Source organism: Alishewanella jeotgali KCTC 22429 (assembly GCF_000245735.1).
Classification (GTDB): Bacteria; Pseudomonadota; Gammaproteobacteria; order Enterobacterales; family Alteromonadaceae; genus Alishewanella; species Alishewanella jeotgali.
Map to the genome: position 1 here is coordinate 135165 of NZ_AHTH01000048.1, position 16612 is coordinate 151776.

General features: G+C 51.1%; 16 protein-coding genes. 12 read left to right on the forward strand and 4 right to left on the reverse strand.

Annotated features, from left to right (window positions below):
- Positions 1 to 20: 20 nt before the first annotated feature.
- The gene (dinB, locus tag AJE_RS14580) at positions 21 to 1154 is read right to left on the reverse strand and encodes a DNA polymerase IV (RefSeq protein ID WP_008951475.1); all 1134 of its coding nucleotides are present in this window, start codon (positions 1152 to 1154) and stop codon (positions 21 to 23) included.
- Between the two features lie 231 nt (positions 1155 to 1385).
- Here dinB and glyA point away from each other — a divergent pair, with 231 nt between their 5' ends.
- From glyA to AJE_RS14630, 10 genes are all read left to right on the forward strand, one after another.
- Positions 1386 to 2639: a serine hydroxymethyltransferase gene (glyA, locus tag AJE_RS14585; RefSeq protein WP_008951476.1), complete on the forward strand. Its 1254-nt coding sequence runs from the start codon at positions 1386 to 1388 to the stop codon at positions 2637 to 2639.
- 120 nt (positions 2640 to 2759) lie between these two features.
- Positions 2760 to 3212 carry a transcriptional regulator NrdR gene (gene nrdR, locus AJE_RS14590; protein WP_008607564.1) on the forward strand — a complete coding sequence of 151 codons (453 nt, stop codon included), beginning with the start codon at positions 2760 to 2762 and terminating at the stop codon, positions 3210 to 3212.
- A gap of 1 nt (position 3213) precedes the next feature.
- The gene (ribD, locus tag AJE_RS14595) at positions 3214 to 4362 is read left to right on the forward strand and encodes a bifunctional diaminohydroxyphosphoribosylaminopyrimidine deaminase/5-amino-6-(5-phosphoribosylamino)uracil reductase RibD (protein ID WP_008951477.1); all 1149 of its coding nucleotides are present in this window, start codon (positions 3214 to 3216) and stop codon (positions 4360 to 4362) included.
- A 1-nt stretch (position 4363) separates the two neighbouring features.
- Positions 4364 to 5014: a riboflavin synthase gene (locus AJE_RS14600; RefSeq protein WP_008951478.1), complete on the forward strand. Its 651-nt coding sequence runs from the start codon at positions 4364 to 4366 to the stop codon at positions 5012 to 5014.
- A gap of 11 nt (positions 5015 to 5025) precedes the next feature.
- Positions 5026 to 6135, forward strand: a complete 1110-nt coding sequence (gene ribBA / locus AJE_RS14605; protein ID WP_008951479.1) for a bifunctional 3,4-dihydroxy-2-butanone-4-phosphate synthase/GTP cyclohydrolase II — start codon at positions 5026 to 5028, stop codon at positions 6133 to 6135.
- Between the two features lie 76 nt (positions 6136 to 6211).
- Complete coding sequence (gene ribH / locus AJE_RS14610; protein ID WP_008607568.1) at positions 6212 to 6676, forward strand: 6,7-dimethyl-8-ribityllumazine synthase; 465 nt, start codon at positions 6212 to 6214, stop codon at positions 6674 to 6676.
- 12 nt (positions 6677 to 6688) lie between these two features.
- Positions 6689 to 7102: a transcription antitermination factor NusB gene (nusB, locus tag AJE_RS14615; protein WP_008607569.1), complete on the forward strand. Its 414-nt coding sequence runs from the start codon at positions 6689 to 6691 to the stop codon at positions 7100 to 7102.
- A 42-nt stretch (positions 7103 to 7144) separates the two neighbouring features.
- Positions 7145 to 8104: a thiamine-phosphate kinase gene (gene thiL, locus AJE_RS14620; protein ID WP_008607570.1), complete on the forward strand. Its 960-nt coding sequence runs from the start codon at positions 7145 to 7147 to the stop codon at positions 8102 to 8104.
- Positions 8104 to 8580: a phosphatidylglycerophosphatase A family protein gene (locus AJE_RS14625; protein ID WP_008607571.1), complete on the forward strand. Its 477-nt coding sequence runs from the start codon at positions 8104 to 8106 to the stop codon at positions 8578 to 8580. The genes thiL and AJE_RS14625 overlap by 1 nt, the downstream gene beginning before the upstream one ends.
- 24 nt (positions 8581 to 8604) lie before the next feature.
- On the forward strand, positions 8605 to 11616 hold the full coding sequence (locus AJE_RS14630) for a two-component regulator propeller domain-containing protein (protein ID WP_008951480.1): 3012 nt from the start codon (positions 8605 to 8607) through the stop codon (positions 11614 to 11616).
- 41 nt (positions 11617 to 11657) lie between these two features.
- On the opposite strand, the gene dxs is transcribed toward AJE_RS14630, so the two are convergent.
- The 3 genes from dxs to xseB are packed head-to-tail and all read right to left on the reverse strand — an operon-like array spanning position 11658 to position 14675.
- Positions 11658 to 13517, reverse strand: a complete 1860-nt coding sequence (dxs, locus tag AJE_RS14635; RefSeq protein WP_008951481.1) for a 1-deoxy-D-xylulose-5-phosphate synthase — start codon at positions 13515 to 13517, stop codon at positions 11658 to 11660.
- Between the two features lie 23 nt (positions 13518 to 13540).
- The gene (gene ispA / locus AJE_RS14640) at positions 13541 to 14428 is read right to left on the reverse strand and encodes a (2E,6E)-farnesyl diphosphate synthase (protein WP_008951482.1); all 888 of its coding nucleotides are present in this window, start codon (positions 14426 to 14428) and stop codon (positions 13541 to 13543) included.
- 1 nt (position 14429) lies between these two features.
- Complete coding sequence (xseB, locus tag AJE_RS14645; protein WP_008951483.1) at positions 14430 to 14675, reverse strand: exodeoxyribonuclease VII small subunit; 246 nt, start codon at positions 14673 to 14675, stop codon at positions 14430 to 14432.
- A gap of 210 nt (positions 14676 to 14885) precedes the next feature.
- Between xseB and pomA the strand changes: the two genes are divergently transcribed.
- Together pomA and AJE_RS14655 are read left to right on the forward strand one after the other, a co-directional pair.
- Positions 14886 to 15656, forward strand: a complete 771-nt coding sequence (pomA, locus tag AJE_RS14650; protein WP_039928853.1) for a flagellar motor protein PomA — start codon at positions 14886 to 14888, stop codon at positions 15654 to 15656.
- A complete protein-coding gene (locus AJE_RS14655; protein ID WP_008951485.1) occupies positions 15653 to 16594 on the forward strand; it encodes a flagellar motor protein MotB in 942 nt (313 codons plus the stop codon). Before pomA ends, AJE_RS14655 begins: the two co-directional genes overlap by 4 nt.
- The last annotated feature ends 18 nt before the right edge of the window (positions 16595 to 16612 follow it).

Sequence of the window (16612 nt, forward strand, 5' to 3'; positions counted from 1 at the left end):
TATGCTTTAAACCTGCTGGCTTAACCAGGCAGACAGACTGCACTATTATTAAATTCATTAGGATGCGTTAGCGCCACCTCAAATGGCAGACTTAACTGCTCTTCGCACTGTGTTTTAAAGCCCAATTGCAATCCCAACAAGCGAATACCCTGATCCGCGCGTCTTTGCCAGGCCTGTGTTAACAGCTCGTTTAGTAAAACCGGATCCAGATGCTGGCTTTGCGTCTCGACTGTGGTCAGCCGAAAATCACTAAACTTTAATTTCACGCCGATTTTGGCCAGTAAATGCGCCTTGCCGCTTTGCTCGAGCCGGCGTTGTAAATCCGGCAATAACTGTTGCAGCATCTGCTGGGCGTCAGTTAGCTGGTGTAAATCGCTGGCCAGGGTCCGCTCCACTGCAACCGATTTGCGCTCCCGGCTCGGTTGCACCTCCCGCAGATCGATACCCTGACAGCGCTCTAATAAACTGGCAGTTTGACTGCCGAACTCTTTGAGTAGGGCGCTTAGTAACGGCAGCGGCACTTCACCACCCGGCGGTACAATATCGCGGCAAAATTGTAGTCCCAGCCTGGCCAGCTTCTCTGCTGCCTTGGGGCCGACGCCGGGAATTTTGCGTAGCGGTAGAGCGGCGACAAAGTCGGCTACCCTAGCCGGCGTTAACACAAAAAGCCCATCCGGCTTATTTTCATCACTGGCAATTTTTGCCAGAAATTTATTTGGTGCCACCCCGGCGGAGACGGTCAGACCGGTTTCCGCGAACACGCTACGGCGGATATCTTCGGCAATCAACGTGGCGCTGCCGGCAAAATGTGGGCTGGCACTGACATCAAGATAGGCTTCATCGAGAGATAAGGGCTCGACTAACGGCGTGTAGCGCAAAAAAATCTGGCGGATCTGCTTACTGACTGCCTGATATTTATCCATATTGCCGCGGACAAAAGTCAGCTGCGGGCAACGTTTTAACGCCTCATGACTGGACATCGCGGAGCGCACGCCAAAGGCCCGCGCCGGATAATTACAGGTGGCGACGACACCCCGTTTACCGTCACTGCCGATGGCGAGCGGAATATCACGCAGCCGCGGATTATCGCGCATCTCCACGGCGGCGAAGAAGCAGTCCATATCCAGATGAATAATTTTCCGCGTCGAAGTCATCGTTACTTAAAATACTGTATGAATAGCCAGTAATGTAGCCGATGGCCGCGGCTTTGGCAACTTTGCTGCACATTTTTAGCGCGCTAATACGGCGCCGGCGGCAGATTTGCTTTTTCAGAAGTCTGGATGGCTGTTTTTTCGGTGCAACAATTTTTATTTCAGGGTAGAATAGCCGCCAGTTTTTCAAACTGTCGTTAACGTTAAGCGTGATAGCCGCGCCCAGGAGAAAGCATGTTAAAGCGTGATATGAATATTGCGGATTTTGATCCGGAATTATGGCAATCCATGGTTCAGGAAACTGAGCGGCAGGAGGCTCACATTGAGCTGATCGCGTCAGAAAACTATGCCAGCCCCCGGGTGCTGCAGGCGCAAGGTTCACAATTAACCAATAAATATGCTGAAGGTTATCCGCACAAACGTTATTACGGCGGCTGTGAATATGTGGATATCGCGGAAGATTTAGCCATTGCCCGCGCGAAAGAATTATTTGGTGCCGACTACGCCAACGTACAACCGCATTCAGGTTCACAGGCAAACTCAGCAGTATTCCTGGCCTTATTAAATGCCGGCGATACCATTCTTGGCATGAGTCTGGCCCATGGCGGTCACCTGACCCACGGTGCCACAGTTAGTTCCTCTGGTAAGCTGTATCATGCAGTACAGTACGGTCTGCATCCTGAAACGGGTGTGATTGATTATGATCAGGCTGAAGCGCTGGCGTTAGAGCACAAGCCGAAGCTGATTATTGCCGGCTTCTCGGCTTACTCAGGTATTGTTGACTGGCAGCGCTTCCGTGAGATTGCGGATAAAGTCGGTGCCTACCTGATGGTGGATATGGCGCACGTTGCCGGTCTGGTGGCGGCGGGTCTGTATCCCAACCCGGTACCTATCGCCGATGTGGTGACCACCACCACCCATAAAACCCTGGCCGGCCCTCGTGGCGGTCTGATCCTGGCCCGGAAGAATGAAGCCATTGAGAAGAAACTGAATTCAGCGGTATTCCCGGGCGGACAGGGTGGCCCGTTAATGCATGTGATCGCGGCGAAAGCGGTAGCCTTTAAAGAAGCGCTGCAGCCGGAATTTAAAGTTTATCAGCAGCAGGTGCTGGTGAACGCTAAAGCCATGTGTGCTGAGATGATCAGCCGTGGCTATAAGATTGTATCCGGTGGTACCGAGAACCATCTGTTCCTGATGGATCTGATTGATAAAGATATCACCGGTAAAGATGCCGATGCCTGGTTAGGGCAGGCGCATATTACGGTAAACAAGAACTCAGTACCGAACGACCCGCGTTCGCCATTTGTTACCAGCGGTCTGCGCATCGGTACCCCGGCTATTACCCGTCGTGGTTTTAAAGAAGCCGAAGCACGTTTAGTTGCTAACCTGATTTGTGATGTGCTGGATAGCCGTGGTGACGAGGCGGTAATTGCCAAGGTACGGGCTCAGGTGGCTGAAGTCTGTGGCCGCTTCCCGGTTTATGCCTAAGGCATAACTCGTGCTATGCTATGATGGCCGCTAATGCGGCCATTCTTTTATGCAAAGCGCCGGCTAAACAGGCTGTTAGCGCCTTGTCCTGAACAGTTAGCTAGGGGGTAAAAGGTCAGTATGTATTGTCCCTTTTGTAATGCCGATGATACCAAGGTCATTGACTCGCGTCTGGTCGCCGATGGTCATCAGGTGCGCCGTCGTCGCGAGTGCCTGGCTTGCCACGAACGCTTTACTACCTTTGAAGCGGCAGAGTTGGTGATGCCACGAATTATTAAACGTGACGGCTCCCGTGAACCCTTTAATGAAGATAAGTTACGCAGCGGTTTATTACGCTCGCTGGAAAAGCGGCCGGTGGCGACCGAACAAATTGAGCAGCTGATTAATAAAATTAAATCCCAGCTCCGGGCTACCGGTGAGCGGGAAGTCGCCAGTAATTTGCTGGGGAATCTGATAATGGATGAGCTGGTGAAAGTCGATAAAGTTGCTTATGTGCGCTTTGCCTCGGTGTACCGCTCCTTTAAAGATATCCGCGAGTTTGGTGAAGAAATTGCCCGCCTCGGAGAGCAATAAGGTGAGTTTTAGTCAGGCCGATCATGCTTTTATGCGCCGCGCGCTGGCGCTGGCAGCACAGGGCCGTTTTACTACTGATCCCAACCCCAATGTGGGAGCGCTGGTGGTTAAGGATGGCCAGGTGCTCGGCGAAGGCTTTCATCAGCAAGCCGGCGGCCCGCATGCTGAAGTCTTTGCCTTACAACAAGCCGGCAGCGCCGCCCGGGGGGCGACCTGTTACGTGACGCTGGAGCCATGTGCCCACTATGGTCGCACGCCACCTTGTGCGGAAGCCCTGGTAAAAGCCGGTGTCGCCCGGGTGGTGATTGCAATGCTGGATCCGAATCCGCTGGTCGCCGGTAAGGGCGTCGCCATATTGCAACAAGCTGGCATTAGCGTTGCGCACGGTTTATTAACTGAGGAAGCCAGAGCGCTTAATCCGGGCTTTTTAAGCCGGATGGAGCGGCAGCGGCCTTATCTGTATCTGAAACTGGCGGCCAGTCTGGATGGGCGTACCGCCCTGGCGAATGGCCAGAGTCAATGGCTAACCAGTGACGCCGCACGCGCTGACGTGCAGTTATGGCGGGCACAGGTTAGCGCGATTTTATCCACTGCCAGTACTGTACTCGCCGATGCGGCACGTTTAACGGTACGGCAAAGTAGCGATGCTGGCGCAGAGCCGGCTGCCTTGATCCGGCCGCTCGCCGATGGCAGTTTACGCCAGCCACTGCGGGTGATTCTGGACCGGCAGCAGCGGTTAAGCGGCAACGAGCCGCTGTTCAATGAAGGTGGTCCTGTGCTGCTGTGTTATGCCGCTGACGCCGCGCCACGTAAGTTAGCCGTGACAAGGGTAACAGTGGAACAACTGCCACTGGCGCTAAGTGCTGACGGTCGGTTGGACCTGGCTCAGCTACTAACTCGACTCGCAGCGCGACAGATTAATAGTCTGTGGACCGAAGCCGGCGCGATATTAGCGGGCAGTTTGCTAAAAGCTGGCTTAGTCGATGAATTACTGCTGTATCAGGCCCCGCTGCTGCTGGGCGAGCAAGGCCGGCCATTGGCGGTACTGGGTGATTTTCAGCAACTGGCGCAGACGCCAAAACTGGCGTTTAATGAGGTCATTAGTCTGGGGCCGGACCTGCGCCTGCGCGCCCGCCTGAGCGAGGAATAAGATGTTTACCGGTATTATTGAAGCCACTGGCACCCTGAGCCGGCTTAGCCCCAAGGGCGGCGATCTCAGTGTCACCATCCAGAGCAGTAGTCTGGATTTTAGCGACGTCAAATTGGGCGATAGTATCGCGACGAATGGCGTCTGTCTGACGGTCACTGCGCTGGGTAGCCAGTCTTTTAGTGCCGACTTGTCAGCTGAAACCTTAGCCCTGACCCGCTTTGGTGAATATAAGGTCGGGCAGTTGCTGAATCTGGAGAAGGCACTGCTGGCAACCGGGCGTCTCGGTGGGCATCTGGTGAGTGGTCATGTCGATGGGGTGACGTCTTTGCTGGCCATGGAACAAAGCGCCCGTGCCTGGCAACTGTGGTTTGCGCTGCCGGCAGAACTGGCGCCCTTTATTGCCCACAAGGGCTCGGTGACTATCGATGGCATTAGTCTGACCGTAAATGAAGTACTGACTGACCGATTTCGCTTAACCATAGTGCCGCATACGGCAGCACAAACTACCTTACTGACCTTGCAAAAAGGCAGTCGGGTACATATAGAGGTGGATCTGTTAGCCCGCTATATCCAGCGGCTGTTAACCACACCGGTTGCGGCGCCTAAGGGCGGTGTTGATTTGGCGTTGCTGGCGCAGCGCGGCTTTTTATAAGAAGGTTAGTTATGCAACTGAATACCCCCGCTGAAATTATTGAAGATATCCGTCAGGGCAAGATGGTGATCCTGATGGATGATGAAGATCGTGAGAATGAAGGCGATCTGGTGATGGCGGCCGAATATGTCACGCCGGAAGCCATTAACTTTATGGCCAAATATGGCCGCGGTCTGATTTGTTTAACCCTGACCAAAAAGCGCTGCAAGCAGCTTAATCTGGCGTTAATGGTTGATGCCAATAAATCGCCGTTCTCGACCAATTTTACGGTATCGATTGAAGCCGCCGAGGGGGTTACCACCGGTATTTCGGCGGCAGACCGCGCCCGCACTGTGAAAGCGGCGGTAGCTCGTGATGCCAGCCCGGCAGATATCGTGCAGCCCGGCCATATTTTTCCGTTAATGGCGCAGGACGGCGGTGTGCTGGTGCGGGCTGGGCATACCGAAGCCGGTTGTGACTTAGCGCGTCTGGCTGGCCTGGAACCGGCCGCTGTGATTGTCGAGATCCTGAATGATGACGGTACCATGGCGCGGCGTCCGGATCTGGAAGTCTTTGCCAAGCAACATAATATTAAGATTGGCACCATTGCCGATCTGATTGAATACCGTAACCTGAATGAAACCACTATCGAAAAAGTGGCAACCTGCCAGCTGCCAACGGAGATGGGCGAGTTTGAACTGGTGACCTTTAAAGATACTATCGATAATCAGCTGCATTTTGCGCTGGTGAAAGGGGAAATCCAGCCAGAACAACCAACTTTGGTGCGGGTACATTTACACAATACCTTCAGTGATTTATTACTGAGCAACCGTGGCGCTAATCTGAGTTTCCCATTGCACACTGCCATGCAGCGTATTGCTGACGAGGGCGGGGTGCTCGTGCTACTGGGTAAGCACGAGTCGACTGACGAGCTGGTGCAAATGGTGCAGAATTTCCAGGCCGAAGATAAAGGTGAAAAACCCCGCTCTGCCCCCTGGAAAGGTACCTCCCGTAATGTTGGCGTCGGCTCGCAAATTCTGGCCAGCCTTGGTGTGCGGAAAATGCGGCTGTTAAGCCAACCGAAAAAGTATCACGCGCTGTCAGGCTTTGGCCTGGAAGTGGTGGATTACGTTTCTGAATAAGCCTCTGCCAGAACGTCGCAAACTATGCTATTATGCGCGGCTGATTTTAGTGGCAGTTAACAAGTAAGGACTGGCAATGCAGGTGATTGAAGCAGGCTATGCTGCAACAGGTAAAAAGATCGCGATCGTGGTCGCGCGCTTTAACAGTTTTATCGTCGAAAGTTTGCTTAGCGGCGCCGTAGATACCTTACAGCGTGTCGGCAATATCGCCGCTGAAGATATTACCGTGGTGCGGATCCCCGGTGCCTTCGAACTGCCATTAGCGGTGCAGCGGGTTGCTGCCAGCAAAAAATACGACGCTATCGTTGCGCTGGGCGCGGTGATCCGTGGTGGCACGCCGCACTTTGAATATGTGTCCGGCGAATGTGTGAAAGGTATTGCCCAGGTCGCGATGCAGTTTGACCTGCCGGTGGCATTTGGCGTGCTGACTGTTGACAGTATCGAGCAGGCGATTGAGCGTGCCGGAACCAAGGCAGGCAATAAAGGCGGTGAAGCAGCGATGTCGGCACTGGAAATGATTAATGTGCTTGAGCAGCTGTAACAGGAAACCGGCATGAAACCAAATGTGCGTCGTCAGTCCCGCTCGTTAGCGGTACAAGGCATCTACAGCTGGCAAGTCAGCCAGAATCCGATTGCCGATATTGAACAGCAACTGTTGCTGGAAAACAATGTCAAACATCTGGATGTGCCTTACTTCCAGGATATTCTGCGTGGCGTGGTGTTACATCACAGCAAGCTCGATGAAGCCATTAAACCCTTTCTGGAACGGCCGTTTGAAGATATCGATCTGGTCGAGAAAGCCGTGTTACGGGTATCGGCTTATGAGCTGAAGTACCGCCTGGATGTGCCCTATAAGGTTGTCATTAATGAGGCGATCGAACTGGCCAAAGCCTTCGCCGCGGATGACAGCCACAAATTCGTCAATGGTATCCTGGACAAAGCCGTCCGGGTATTACGACCAGCATAACCTGCTTTATGGAGGCCGACGTAAGTCGGCTTTTTAATCTGTATGGGTGAATTTGATTTAATTGCCCGGTACTTTAGTCAGGCCGGGGCGAAACGCGCTGATACCCAAGTGGGGATCGGTGACGACGGTGCTGTACTGCAGGTGCGGGATGGCTTTGATCTGGTGATCACCACCGATACTATGGTGTGTGGCACCCATTTCTTTGCCGATGTGGATCCCCGGGCTTTGGGGCATAAGTTGGTGGCGGTGAACGTCAGCGACCTGGCTGCGATGGGCGCGGAACCCGCCTGGTTATCGTTAGCCCTAACCTTGCCGGAAGTCAACGAAGACTGGCTGGCGGAATTTGCTGCCGGTTTACATGAAACCGCCGATTATTATCACTGCCAGCTGATCGGTGGCGATACCACCCGCGGACCACTTAGTCTGACCATGATTGCCAAGGGGTTGGTGCCGCATGGTAAGGCCATTACCCGCAGCGGGGCCAAGGTCGGTGATTATATCTATGTTACCGGCACTTTGGGCGATGCCGCGCTTGGTTTAAAGTTGGTGCAGGGCCAACATCAGGTCAGTAAAAAGCATCAGGCCCACCTGCTGCAACGCTTTCATTATCCATCAGCCCGGGTCGCCCTGGGGCAGGCGCTGCGCAATCTGGCAAGCAGTGCGATGGATATCTCTGATGGTCTGGCCGGTGATTTGCCGCATATTCTGCGCCGCTCTGGCGTTGGCGCCTTTATTGATGTCAATCGCATTCCGATGTCACAGGCATTAAAAGACAGCTGCGATCAGGCCGAAGCCTTACAGTTAGCTTTATCCGGTGGTGAGGACTATGAGCTGCTGTTTACGGTACCTGAGAGTCGTCGTGGTGCCCTTGATGTGCTGTTAAGCCCCTATGGCGTGCCCGTTACCTGTATCGGCCGTATTACCGGCGCCAGTGGCAAACTGGAATTAAAAGCTGGGGAACAGGCCATTAGTTATCAACATACCGGCTTTGTCCATTTCTGATGCAAAACACAAAATTTCAGCTGTCTAAATGGCAGCATTTCTTAGCCCTGGGTTTTGGCAGTGGTTTAGCGCCAAAAGCACCCGGCACCTTTGGTACCTTAGCTGCGGTGCCACTGATCTTATTATTCAGCCAGTTAGGCACGCTGTGGTACGGGCTGTTTTTGCTATTTGGCACCGCACTGGGTTGCTATATTTGTGGCAAGGCTGCATCTGATGCCGGCGAGCATGATCACGGTGCCATTGTCTGGGATGAGATTATCGGCTTTATGCTAACAATGCTGCTGGTGCCGATTTCGGTGAGCAGTCTGTTAGTGGGCTTTGTATTATTCCGCTTCTTTGATATTGTCAAACCCTGGCCGATCCGTTGGTTTGATCAGCGCGTGCATGGTGGGGTTGGCATTATGCTGGACGACCTGTTGGCAGCAATACCGGCCTTACTGATTATGCATGCTTTATTAAAGCAAGGCTGGCTATAGGGATCCATGCTCTAGGGAGGAAAGATGCGACTGTTCTGCGGTATCTTAATGCTAATCTGGTTAGCTCCGCTGTCTGCCTACACTCCCTCTGTTTTTGACTACGATATTAAACATTGGACCAGCGCTGACGGTCTTAGTAGTAACTCGGTACGTGCAGTTACACAAGATCATCAGGGGTATTTATGGTTCGGTACTCTCTATGGCTTGCATCGCTTTGATGGCCATCAATTTGATGTCTTTACTACCGAAACCCACCCGCAACTTGCAAGTAATGCCATAACCCGTTTACTGACCGACACTGAAGGCCGGATTTGGGTTGGCACTAAAGCTGGCTTAACCTTGCTCAAACCACAAAAAATGCAGTTCGAACGTTTGCCGATTTTTAACGAAGTCACGTCAATGATCGAGTTGGCTGATGGTGACGTCTGGATCGCCGCAGATCAGTTGTTCCAAGTTAGTCAGGGGCAAGTCAGGCGTATCGAGCAAATAAAGGCGGTTGTCAGTCAGTTAGAACGATATCAACAGAAAATCTGGGTTGTGGCCGCTGAAATGTTGTATCAGCGCAATGCCGATGGCGACTGGTCGCAATATGAGCTGCCAGCCGAGTTAATGCAAACCCCGGTTTATGATGTCAGTTGGACGCAGCAAGGCTTAATGCTCGCAGCTGAGTCTGGGTTATATCGACTGACGGAAATGCAAACCGTCGTGCCGGTAGCCTTGCCTGATAATGGCAAAACGCCCGTTTATCAGGTACTAGAGGACAGTCAAGGTGCGACCTGGATCTCAGCGTATCGTAAGTTATTTTATCGGTATCAGCAGCAAGAATGGCAGACTGTCACGGTGCAAGAGCTTGGCAACTCGCCATGGTTTAGTGAGTTGTTTGAAGATCGCAGCGGGCAGCTTTGGCTAACGAGTTTCAGCGACGGGGTATATCGTGCGGGTATAACTCAGATCCGGCGCTTGCAACCCTCTACTGAATCGGTAGTGCGCAGTCTCGCTCTGACGCCGCAGGGGAAACTGCTGCTGGCCACGCAGACAGACGTCGGTATTCTGGATAAAGACGGAGAATACCAGACATTATTAACGCAGGATGCCTTGCTTGGGCAAACTGTTCATGCCGTTTATTGGCCCTCATCTGATGAATTGTGGTTTGGATTGGAACGCGGAGTATTCCGCTTGGTTCATTCTCGTCTCGAGCCAGTTTTCCCAGAGTTATTGGGGCAGACGGTTAGGGTAGTGCAAAGTTCAGTGCTTGGTGGGACCTGGATAGGCGCGCTACAGGGGCTCTATTATTTCTCAGAGGCTGGCTTAGAATACTCAGATTTGAATCAAGAGTTTGAGTCACGTCAGATTACAGCTTTAGCCGATTCCGCAGCCCAACTGGTGATTGGTACCAGCAGAGGGCTATACCGACGACAACAGCAGCGCTTAAACCGACTTGGCTCAGGTACGCCGTTATATAACGCTTATATCCTGGCGGTGATAATTTTGCCCGATCAAACGGTGTTGGCAAGCACGCTTGATGATGGCATCTTTATTCAACAGTCTGGGCAGAATTGGCAGCAACTTCACAGTGGCAATGGTTTACTGCATGGTCCGGCAATGAGCTTTTATTACCATCAATACAGCGGCTGGATTTGGATCAGCACCAGTAAAGGTATTTTCCGCCTAGAGCGTGCCAGTTTGCATAATGCCGCTAAAGACGGCTATCGCATTGAGGAAATTTTGTCACCCTTTGATCGACAAATGGGGTCGTTGTCCAGCCGTTGCTGTAATGGCGCCGGCCAGTCAAAAGTCGCTTACTGGCAGCAGCAGCTGTGGTATCCCACCTTAAAAGGGGTCGTAGCTGTGCCTGAGCAACCGGCTGGTACTATCATGCCCCCGATTCAATTACAGTTAAAGCAAGTGAGTAGTCAGCAGCGATATCCGCTTGGAAATGCAGATCGGCGTCTGGTACTAGAGCAATATGAACGTAATTTGACTATTAGTTATACGGCCCTCGAGTTTAGCAGGCCAGAGAGCCTCGAATTCCGCTACCAATTACAAGGTTTCGATACGGACTGGCACCAGGTAACTGAGCGACGCGAGGCTGTATATACCAATTTACCACCGGGGAGTTTCGAATTTGTTGTGCAGGCAAAATATCGTCATCAAGGGTGGCATGATGCGACACAAACGCAAATACAATTGGTGATCCCTCGTCGTTTTGATGAAACTCTGATATATCGTTTGTTATGGTTATTACTCATTATTAGTTCGTTATATGGATTATTCTGGTTATATCGACAAAATACCTTACTGAAACAAGAGCAGCTGGAGCGTCTGGTAAGACAACGCACTCAGGAGTTAGAAAACTCGAACCAGCGACTAAATGAGCTAAATGAAGAGTTGCAAAAACTAACGCATCGCGACAGCCAGAGCGGTTTACGCAATCGCAGGTTTTTGTTGGAACAATTGCCAAAGGATATTGAGCATTTCCAGCGCAACAGTCAAACTTTGCAAGAACAAGGAAAAAGTATTGCACTGCTGGTGCTACAACCACAGGCACTAGAGCCTCTGGTTCAGCAATATGGTAAGGGTATTACCGACAGCTTATTACAGCAGTTTACTGCGGTGTTAAGTCGCGAAACACGGGGTTCGGACTATGTTGTCCGACTGGAAAACTGGCAATTTGTGGTGGTTTTCCGGGATATCACTGTGGCGCAAGTTGCGCCATATAGCAAACGGCTGGTCGAGCAATTATCTTCGGTGTTAATTCAACCGTCTACGACCGTTGAAAAATTGGCGTTAGATGTATTCGGTGGTTACGCATTTTTCCCATTACCTTTACTTGGTGGCCAATTATTAGGCTGGGAGTCATCGTTGAAGCTGGCTACACTCACCGCGCAACAGCTAATGCGAGCAGGACAAAGTGGTGTTGGCTGCTTAAAGTTTGCCGATCAGTTGGATGCTTTTGAATTTGAAGAGAGTGCAGATTTGGAGCTTCAGGTATTACGCCTGCAGGCCGAGGGATTGATTTGGTTAGATGTTGAGTGAACCGGAATGCCTCTGTCTCGAGGCATCCGGTGCAATGAAAGTCAAACCAGCTGGCGCGCTGTTGCCATAATACCGGCAGAGTCCAGTCCCAGTTCGGCATAAATCTCTTGTTGCGTCCCTTGTTTGATAAACTCATCAGGTAAACCGAGATTAACGATACGACCAGTATATTGTTCTCTCAGTAAGAACTCATTGACCGCTGAACCCGCACCACCCATGATAGCGTTGTCTTCAACGGTAATAAAGGCTTGGTGGTTCTGCATCAATTGTTTCAGCAATGCTTCATCTAAGGGTTTGACGAACCGCATATCTACCAGGGTTGCATCTAACTCTTCTGCAACACTCTGGCATGCAGAAAGCAAGGGGCCGAAGGCGAGAATAGCAAGCTTATGCCCGTGACGAACGGTATGTGCTTTTCCTATTGCGATTAGTTGCATCTGATCTGTAACAGCTATACCTGTGCCGCTGCCGCGAGGATACCTTACTGCAGCAGCTCCGTGATATTGGTAGCCGGTATACAGCATCATACGACATTCATTTTCGTCAGAAGGAACCATAATGACCAAGTTAGGAATACAGCGCATAAAGCTGATATCGAAAGCCCCCTGATGAGTCGGTCCGTCTGCACCGACAATACCGGCGCGGTCGATTGCGAATAAAACATCCAGCTGCTGCAAAGCAACATCGTGAATCAGCTGATCATAGCCGCGCTGTAAAAAGCTGGAATAGATAGCGACTACTGGCTTTAACCCCTCAATCGCCAAACCCGCAGCTAAAGTAACGGCGTGCTGTTCGGCAATGGCAACATCAAAATAGCGCTTCGGGAAGCGTTTTGAGAATGCCACCAGGTCTGAGCCCTCTCGCATCGCTGGCGTAATACCTTGTAAACGCTCGTCCTGCTCAGCCATATCACAAATCCACTGGCCAAATATATTAGAAAAGGTCGGTTTGCCCACCTTTTTATCTGGTTGCTTATGCTGAGTTGGATCAAATTTAGAGACAGCGTGATAGCCAATAGGGTCAGCTTCAGCAGGGGCGTAACCCTTACCTTTTTTGGTGACGATATGCAGCAGTTGTGGTCCTTTTAAGGCGCGCATATTTCGTATCGTATCAACTAAACCCAGCACATCGTGGCCGTCAATAGGCCCAATATAGTTGAATCCCAGTTCTTCAAAAAAGGTTCCCGGCGTCACCATGCCTTTAAAGTGTTCTTCTGCCCGACTTGCTAACTCATGTAAAGGCGGCATACCGCTGAGTATTTTTTTACCACCCTCACGCAAACTGGTGTAAAAGCTTCCTGATAAAATCCGGGCAAAATACTGATTTAAGGCGCCAACATTCTCGGAAATCGACATCTCGTTGTCGTTCAGAATAACCAGCATATCAGGTTTAACTTCACCTGCATGATTCAGGGCTTCAAACGCCATACCAGCAGTAATAGCGCCATCGCCAATAACGGCTACAACTTTACGTTGACTCTTGGCCTGGCGTGCTGCAATCGCCATTCCCAAGGCTGCACTGATGGAGGTACTGGAGTGTCCTACTGACAGCACATCATATTCACTCTCTTCGCGAAAAGGGAAAGGGTGTAGACCGTCCTTTTGGCGAATGGTATGCATACGGTCACGGCGCCCAGTTAAAATTTTGTGTGGGTAGGCCTGATGGCCAACATCCCAGATCAGCCGATCAAAGGGCGTATTGTAGACATAATGCAGGGCGACGGTTAGCTCTACGGTACCCAGTCCTGAGGCAAAGTGGCCACTGCTCTGGCTGACCGTTTTCAATAAAAATTGGCGCAATTCCTGGCTCAGTTGCGGTAATTGTTCCTGTGGCAACTGCCTGAGTTGCTCGGGCAGGTTAGCCTTGTCCAGTAGCGGATAATCCGTCATATCAATATGCATAGCTTGGTTACCACATGCCTTGGTTAAAACGTTCTGGCGATTATATAGTGGGCAAAGGCCCTGAGTTCACTGGTGTCCCCCGGTAACTTATCTAGTGCTGTTAGTGCAGCTTGATAAAGTTGCCAGGCTTTCTGTTTAGCGCCATCTAGCCCTAGTAAAGCGGGGTAAGTTGACTTATTTGCTTTTAAATCAGAGCCTTGGGGCTTGCCAAGTGTTTTTGTGTCACCTTCGATATCAAGAATATCGTCTTGTACCTGAAATGCTAGTCCCAGTGCACTGGCAAAAGTGAGCAAGGCATGCAACACGGCTTGATCCTGACACGGGCTGCAGTAATAAGCCAGTTTGACACTGCATTCAATTAGGGCGCCGGTTTTCAGGCGGTGCATCTGCTCCAGTTTATCTAACTCAATCGGCTGATTGGTTTGCGCCAGGTCTATGGCCTGGCCTGCACACATTCCTGCCGCTCCGGCGGCCTTTGCCAATGCTTGCACCATCTTAATTTGGCTGGTGCTGCTAACGTGTTGATAAGGATGACTGCTCAGCACCTCAAAGGCGAGAGCTTGTAAAGCATCTCCAGCCAGAATTGCCGTAGCCTCGTCAAAGGCTTTGTGACAGGTGGCTTTACCGCGACGTAAATCGTCATCATCCATCGCTGGCAAGTCATCATGGATCAATGAATAGGTATGTAGAGCTTCAATTGCCATGGCTGGCGCGTCTAAATCTTCCAGTCTGGCACCTAGCAGCTGACCGGTGACGTACACGAGGTAGGGGCGGATCCGTTTGCCACCAAGCAATAAACTATAAGACATTGCTGGCTCCAGCACGGCCGTATCCGGCAGCCCCTGTTGCATAAGATATTTAAGTTGTTGTTCCAGGCGTTGCTGAAACAGCGGTAAACTGGCGGGGGTCAAGTTAGTCTCCTGCCTGCGGGGTAAAAGTAGCCAGTTGCTCTTGCTGCTGCTGTTGTAACAGGATTTGCACTTTTTGTTCGGCACTTTGTAATTGAAGTTGGCTATGTTTAACCAGCGCAATGCCGCGCTCAAATTGGTTAAGCGCTTGCTCCAGAGTCAGTTCACCTTGTTCCAGCTGTTGCACAATCTGCTCCAGCTCCTGCATGGACTGCTCGAACTGCAACGAATCTGCGTTTTTTTTACTCATGCCACTCCCCAAAAACTGTGCGCAACCTTATCGTAGCAGGCTATTATGGTCAATGCAGCGGCGCTTGGAAACGACTAAATTGGTATTTTGTGACGATTTATTGCTTAATGTTCGCTAGCATAGGTCGATAACTGTACGTTGCCTCATATAAAATACTTAGCCAGCAAGCTGAAGTGGCCGCCAAGGTATCTGATTGTTAAGGAGTAAGAAGTGGATTTAGCGACGCTAATCGGAATGTTAGGAGCCATCGGTTTCATAGTGATGGCGATGGTTATCGGCAGTGCCGGTGATCCTGGGATGTTTGGCGACCTGGTCTCGGTACTGATTGTTCTTGGTGGTTCAATTTTTGTTGTGCTGTCTAAGTTTCCGTTGGCGGGTTTCTTAGGTGCAGGTAAAGCTGCGGTCAAAGCATTTGTGTTCAAAATTGAATCACCTGAAGAGCTAATTGAAAAAGCAGTACAACTGGGAGATTCGGCGAGAAAAGGTGGTTTTCTCGCGCTAGAGGAAGCCGAAATACCTAATGCTTTTATGCAAAAGGGCATTAACATGTTGGTCGATGGTCATGATGCCGATGTAGTAAGGGCAACCTTACAGAAAGATATAGCGTTAACGGAAAAGCGCCATGAAAATGCTATCGCCGTATTTAAAAGTCTGGGCGATGTGGCACCGGCAATGGGGATGATTGGTACTCTAATCGGTTTGGTGGCAATGCTATCCAATATGGACGATCCCAAAGCGATAGGTCCGGCAATGGCGGTGGCCTTGTTGACCACGCTTTACGGTGCTTTTATTGCTAACGTTATTGCCATTCCACTGGCCGACAAACTGGCCATTCGCAATCAACAGGAAAAACTCAATAATATGTTGATCCTGGATGCGGTGCTGGGTATTCAGGATGGACAGAACCCGAAAGTGATCGAAGGGATCCTGCGCAATTATTTGGCTCAGGGCAGACGTGAGGTCGCCGGAGAAGCTGCATGAGTGATAGCGAACAAGAGTGTAAATGCCCACCGCCAGGTTTACCCCAGTATATGGGTACCTTTGCCGACTTGATGGCGCTGTTGATGTGCTTCTTTGTGCTATTACTGGCTTTCTCCGAAATGGATGTGTTGAAGTTTAAGCAAATTGCCGGCTCGATGAAGTTCGCCTTTGGTGTGCAGAACAAAATTGAAGTGGATGATATCCCAAAAGGGACTAGCGTGATTGCGATGGAGTTTCGACCTGGTCGGCCGGATCCGACGCCGATAGAGACCATCCAACAGCAAACCATAGAAATAACGCAACAAATGATTGAGTTTCAGGCAGGGGAAGAAGACTCAGCTGGTGGGCGGCAGGAACAGCGGGATGATCAAACCGGAGGTCAGTCCGCATTAAATGCTGAGGAGCAGGAGGCGGCCGAAGCCCTGGCTGAAGCAGCACAACAACAATTAAATGAGACCGTTAAGAAACTGGCTGAAGAGCTGGAACAGCAAATTGTAGATGGTGCGATAGAGTTGGAATCTTTGGGGCAGCAAATTATCATTCGTATCCGGGAAAATGGTTCCTTTCCGTCTGGATCCTCTTTCCTACAACCAAGGTTTAGACCTATCGTGCAGCAAATTGGCCGGATGCTGGTGGATATTCCGGGTGAAATTACCGTCAGTGGTCATACTGATGACTTCCAGGTCGCGGATGAGCTGCATCTGAATAATTGGGATTTGTCGGCGAAGCGGGCGGTATCGGTTGCGACCGAATTGCTCAGGGCACCAGGTTTTGACCGTAATCGCTTGATCGTGGTAGGGCATGCCGATACCAGACCACTGATGCCCAATAATAGCGAGCTAAACCGGCGTCGCAACCGGCGGGTAGAAATTGCCATTATGCAAGGTAAGGCTAAAGAATCTGAGCCTGTCAGTTTACAACCGGTAAGCCCACCTTAGGCGAACCTTTTATCGTCT

Excerpts from the sequence above, each read along its gene's own strand:
- dinB (WP_008951475.1), bottom strand. The coding sequence starts at position 1,154 with ATGACTTCGACGCGGAAAATTATTCATCTGGATATGGACTGCTTCTTC.
- glyA (WP_008951476.1), top strand. The coding sequence starts at position 1,386 with ATGTTAAAGCGTGATATGAATATTGCGGATTTTGATCCGGAATTATGG.
- nrdR (WP_008607564.1), top strand. The coding sequence starts at position 2,760 with ATGTATTGTCCCTTTTGTAATGCCGATGATACCAAGGTCATTGACTCG.
- AJE_RS14600 (WP_008951478.1), top strand. The coding sequence starts at position 4,364 with ATGTTTACCGGTATTATTGAAGCCACTGGCACCCTGAGCCGGCTTAGC.
- ribBA (WP_008951479.1), top strand. The coding sequence starts at position 5,026 with ATGCAACTGAATACCCCCGCTGAAATTATTGAAGATATCCGTCAGGGC.
- ribH (WP_008607568.1), top strand. The coding sequence starts at position 6,212 with ATGCAGGTGATTGAAGCAGGCTATGCTGCAACAGGTAAAAAGATCGCG.
- nusB (WP_008607569.1), top strand. The coding sequence starts at position 6,689 with ATGAAACCAAATGTGCGTCGTCAGTCCCGCTCGTTAGCGGTACAAGGC.
- thiL (WP_008607570.1), top strand. The coding sequence starts at position 7,145 with ATGGGTGAATTTGATTTAATTGCCCGGTACTTTAGTCAGGCCGGGGCG.
- AJE_RS14625 (WP_008607571.1), top strand. The coding sequence starts at position 8,104 with ATGCAAAACACAAAATTTCAGCTGTCTAAATGGCAGCATTTCTTAGCC.
- AJE_RS14630 (WP_008951480.1), top strand. The coding sequence starts at position 8,605 with ATGCGACTGTTCTGCGGTATCTTAATGCTAATCTGGTTAGCTCCGCTG.
- dxs (WP_008951481.1), bottom strand. The coding sequence starts at position 13,517 with ATGCATATTGATATGACGGATTATCCGCTACTGGACAAGGCTAACCTG.
- xseB (WP_008951483.1), bottom strand. The coding sequence starts at position 14,675 with ATGAGTAAAAAAAACGCAGATTCGTTGCAGTTCGAGCAGTCCATGCAG.
- AJE_RS14655 (WP_008951485.1), top strand. The coding sequence starts at position 15,653 with ATGAGTGATAGCGAACAAGAGTGTAAATGCCCACCGCCAGGTTTACCC.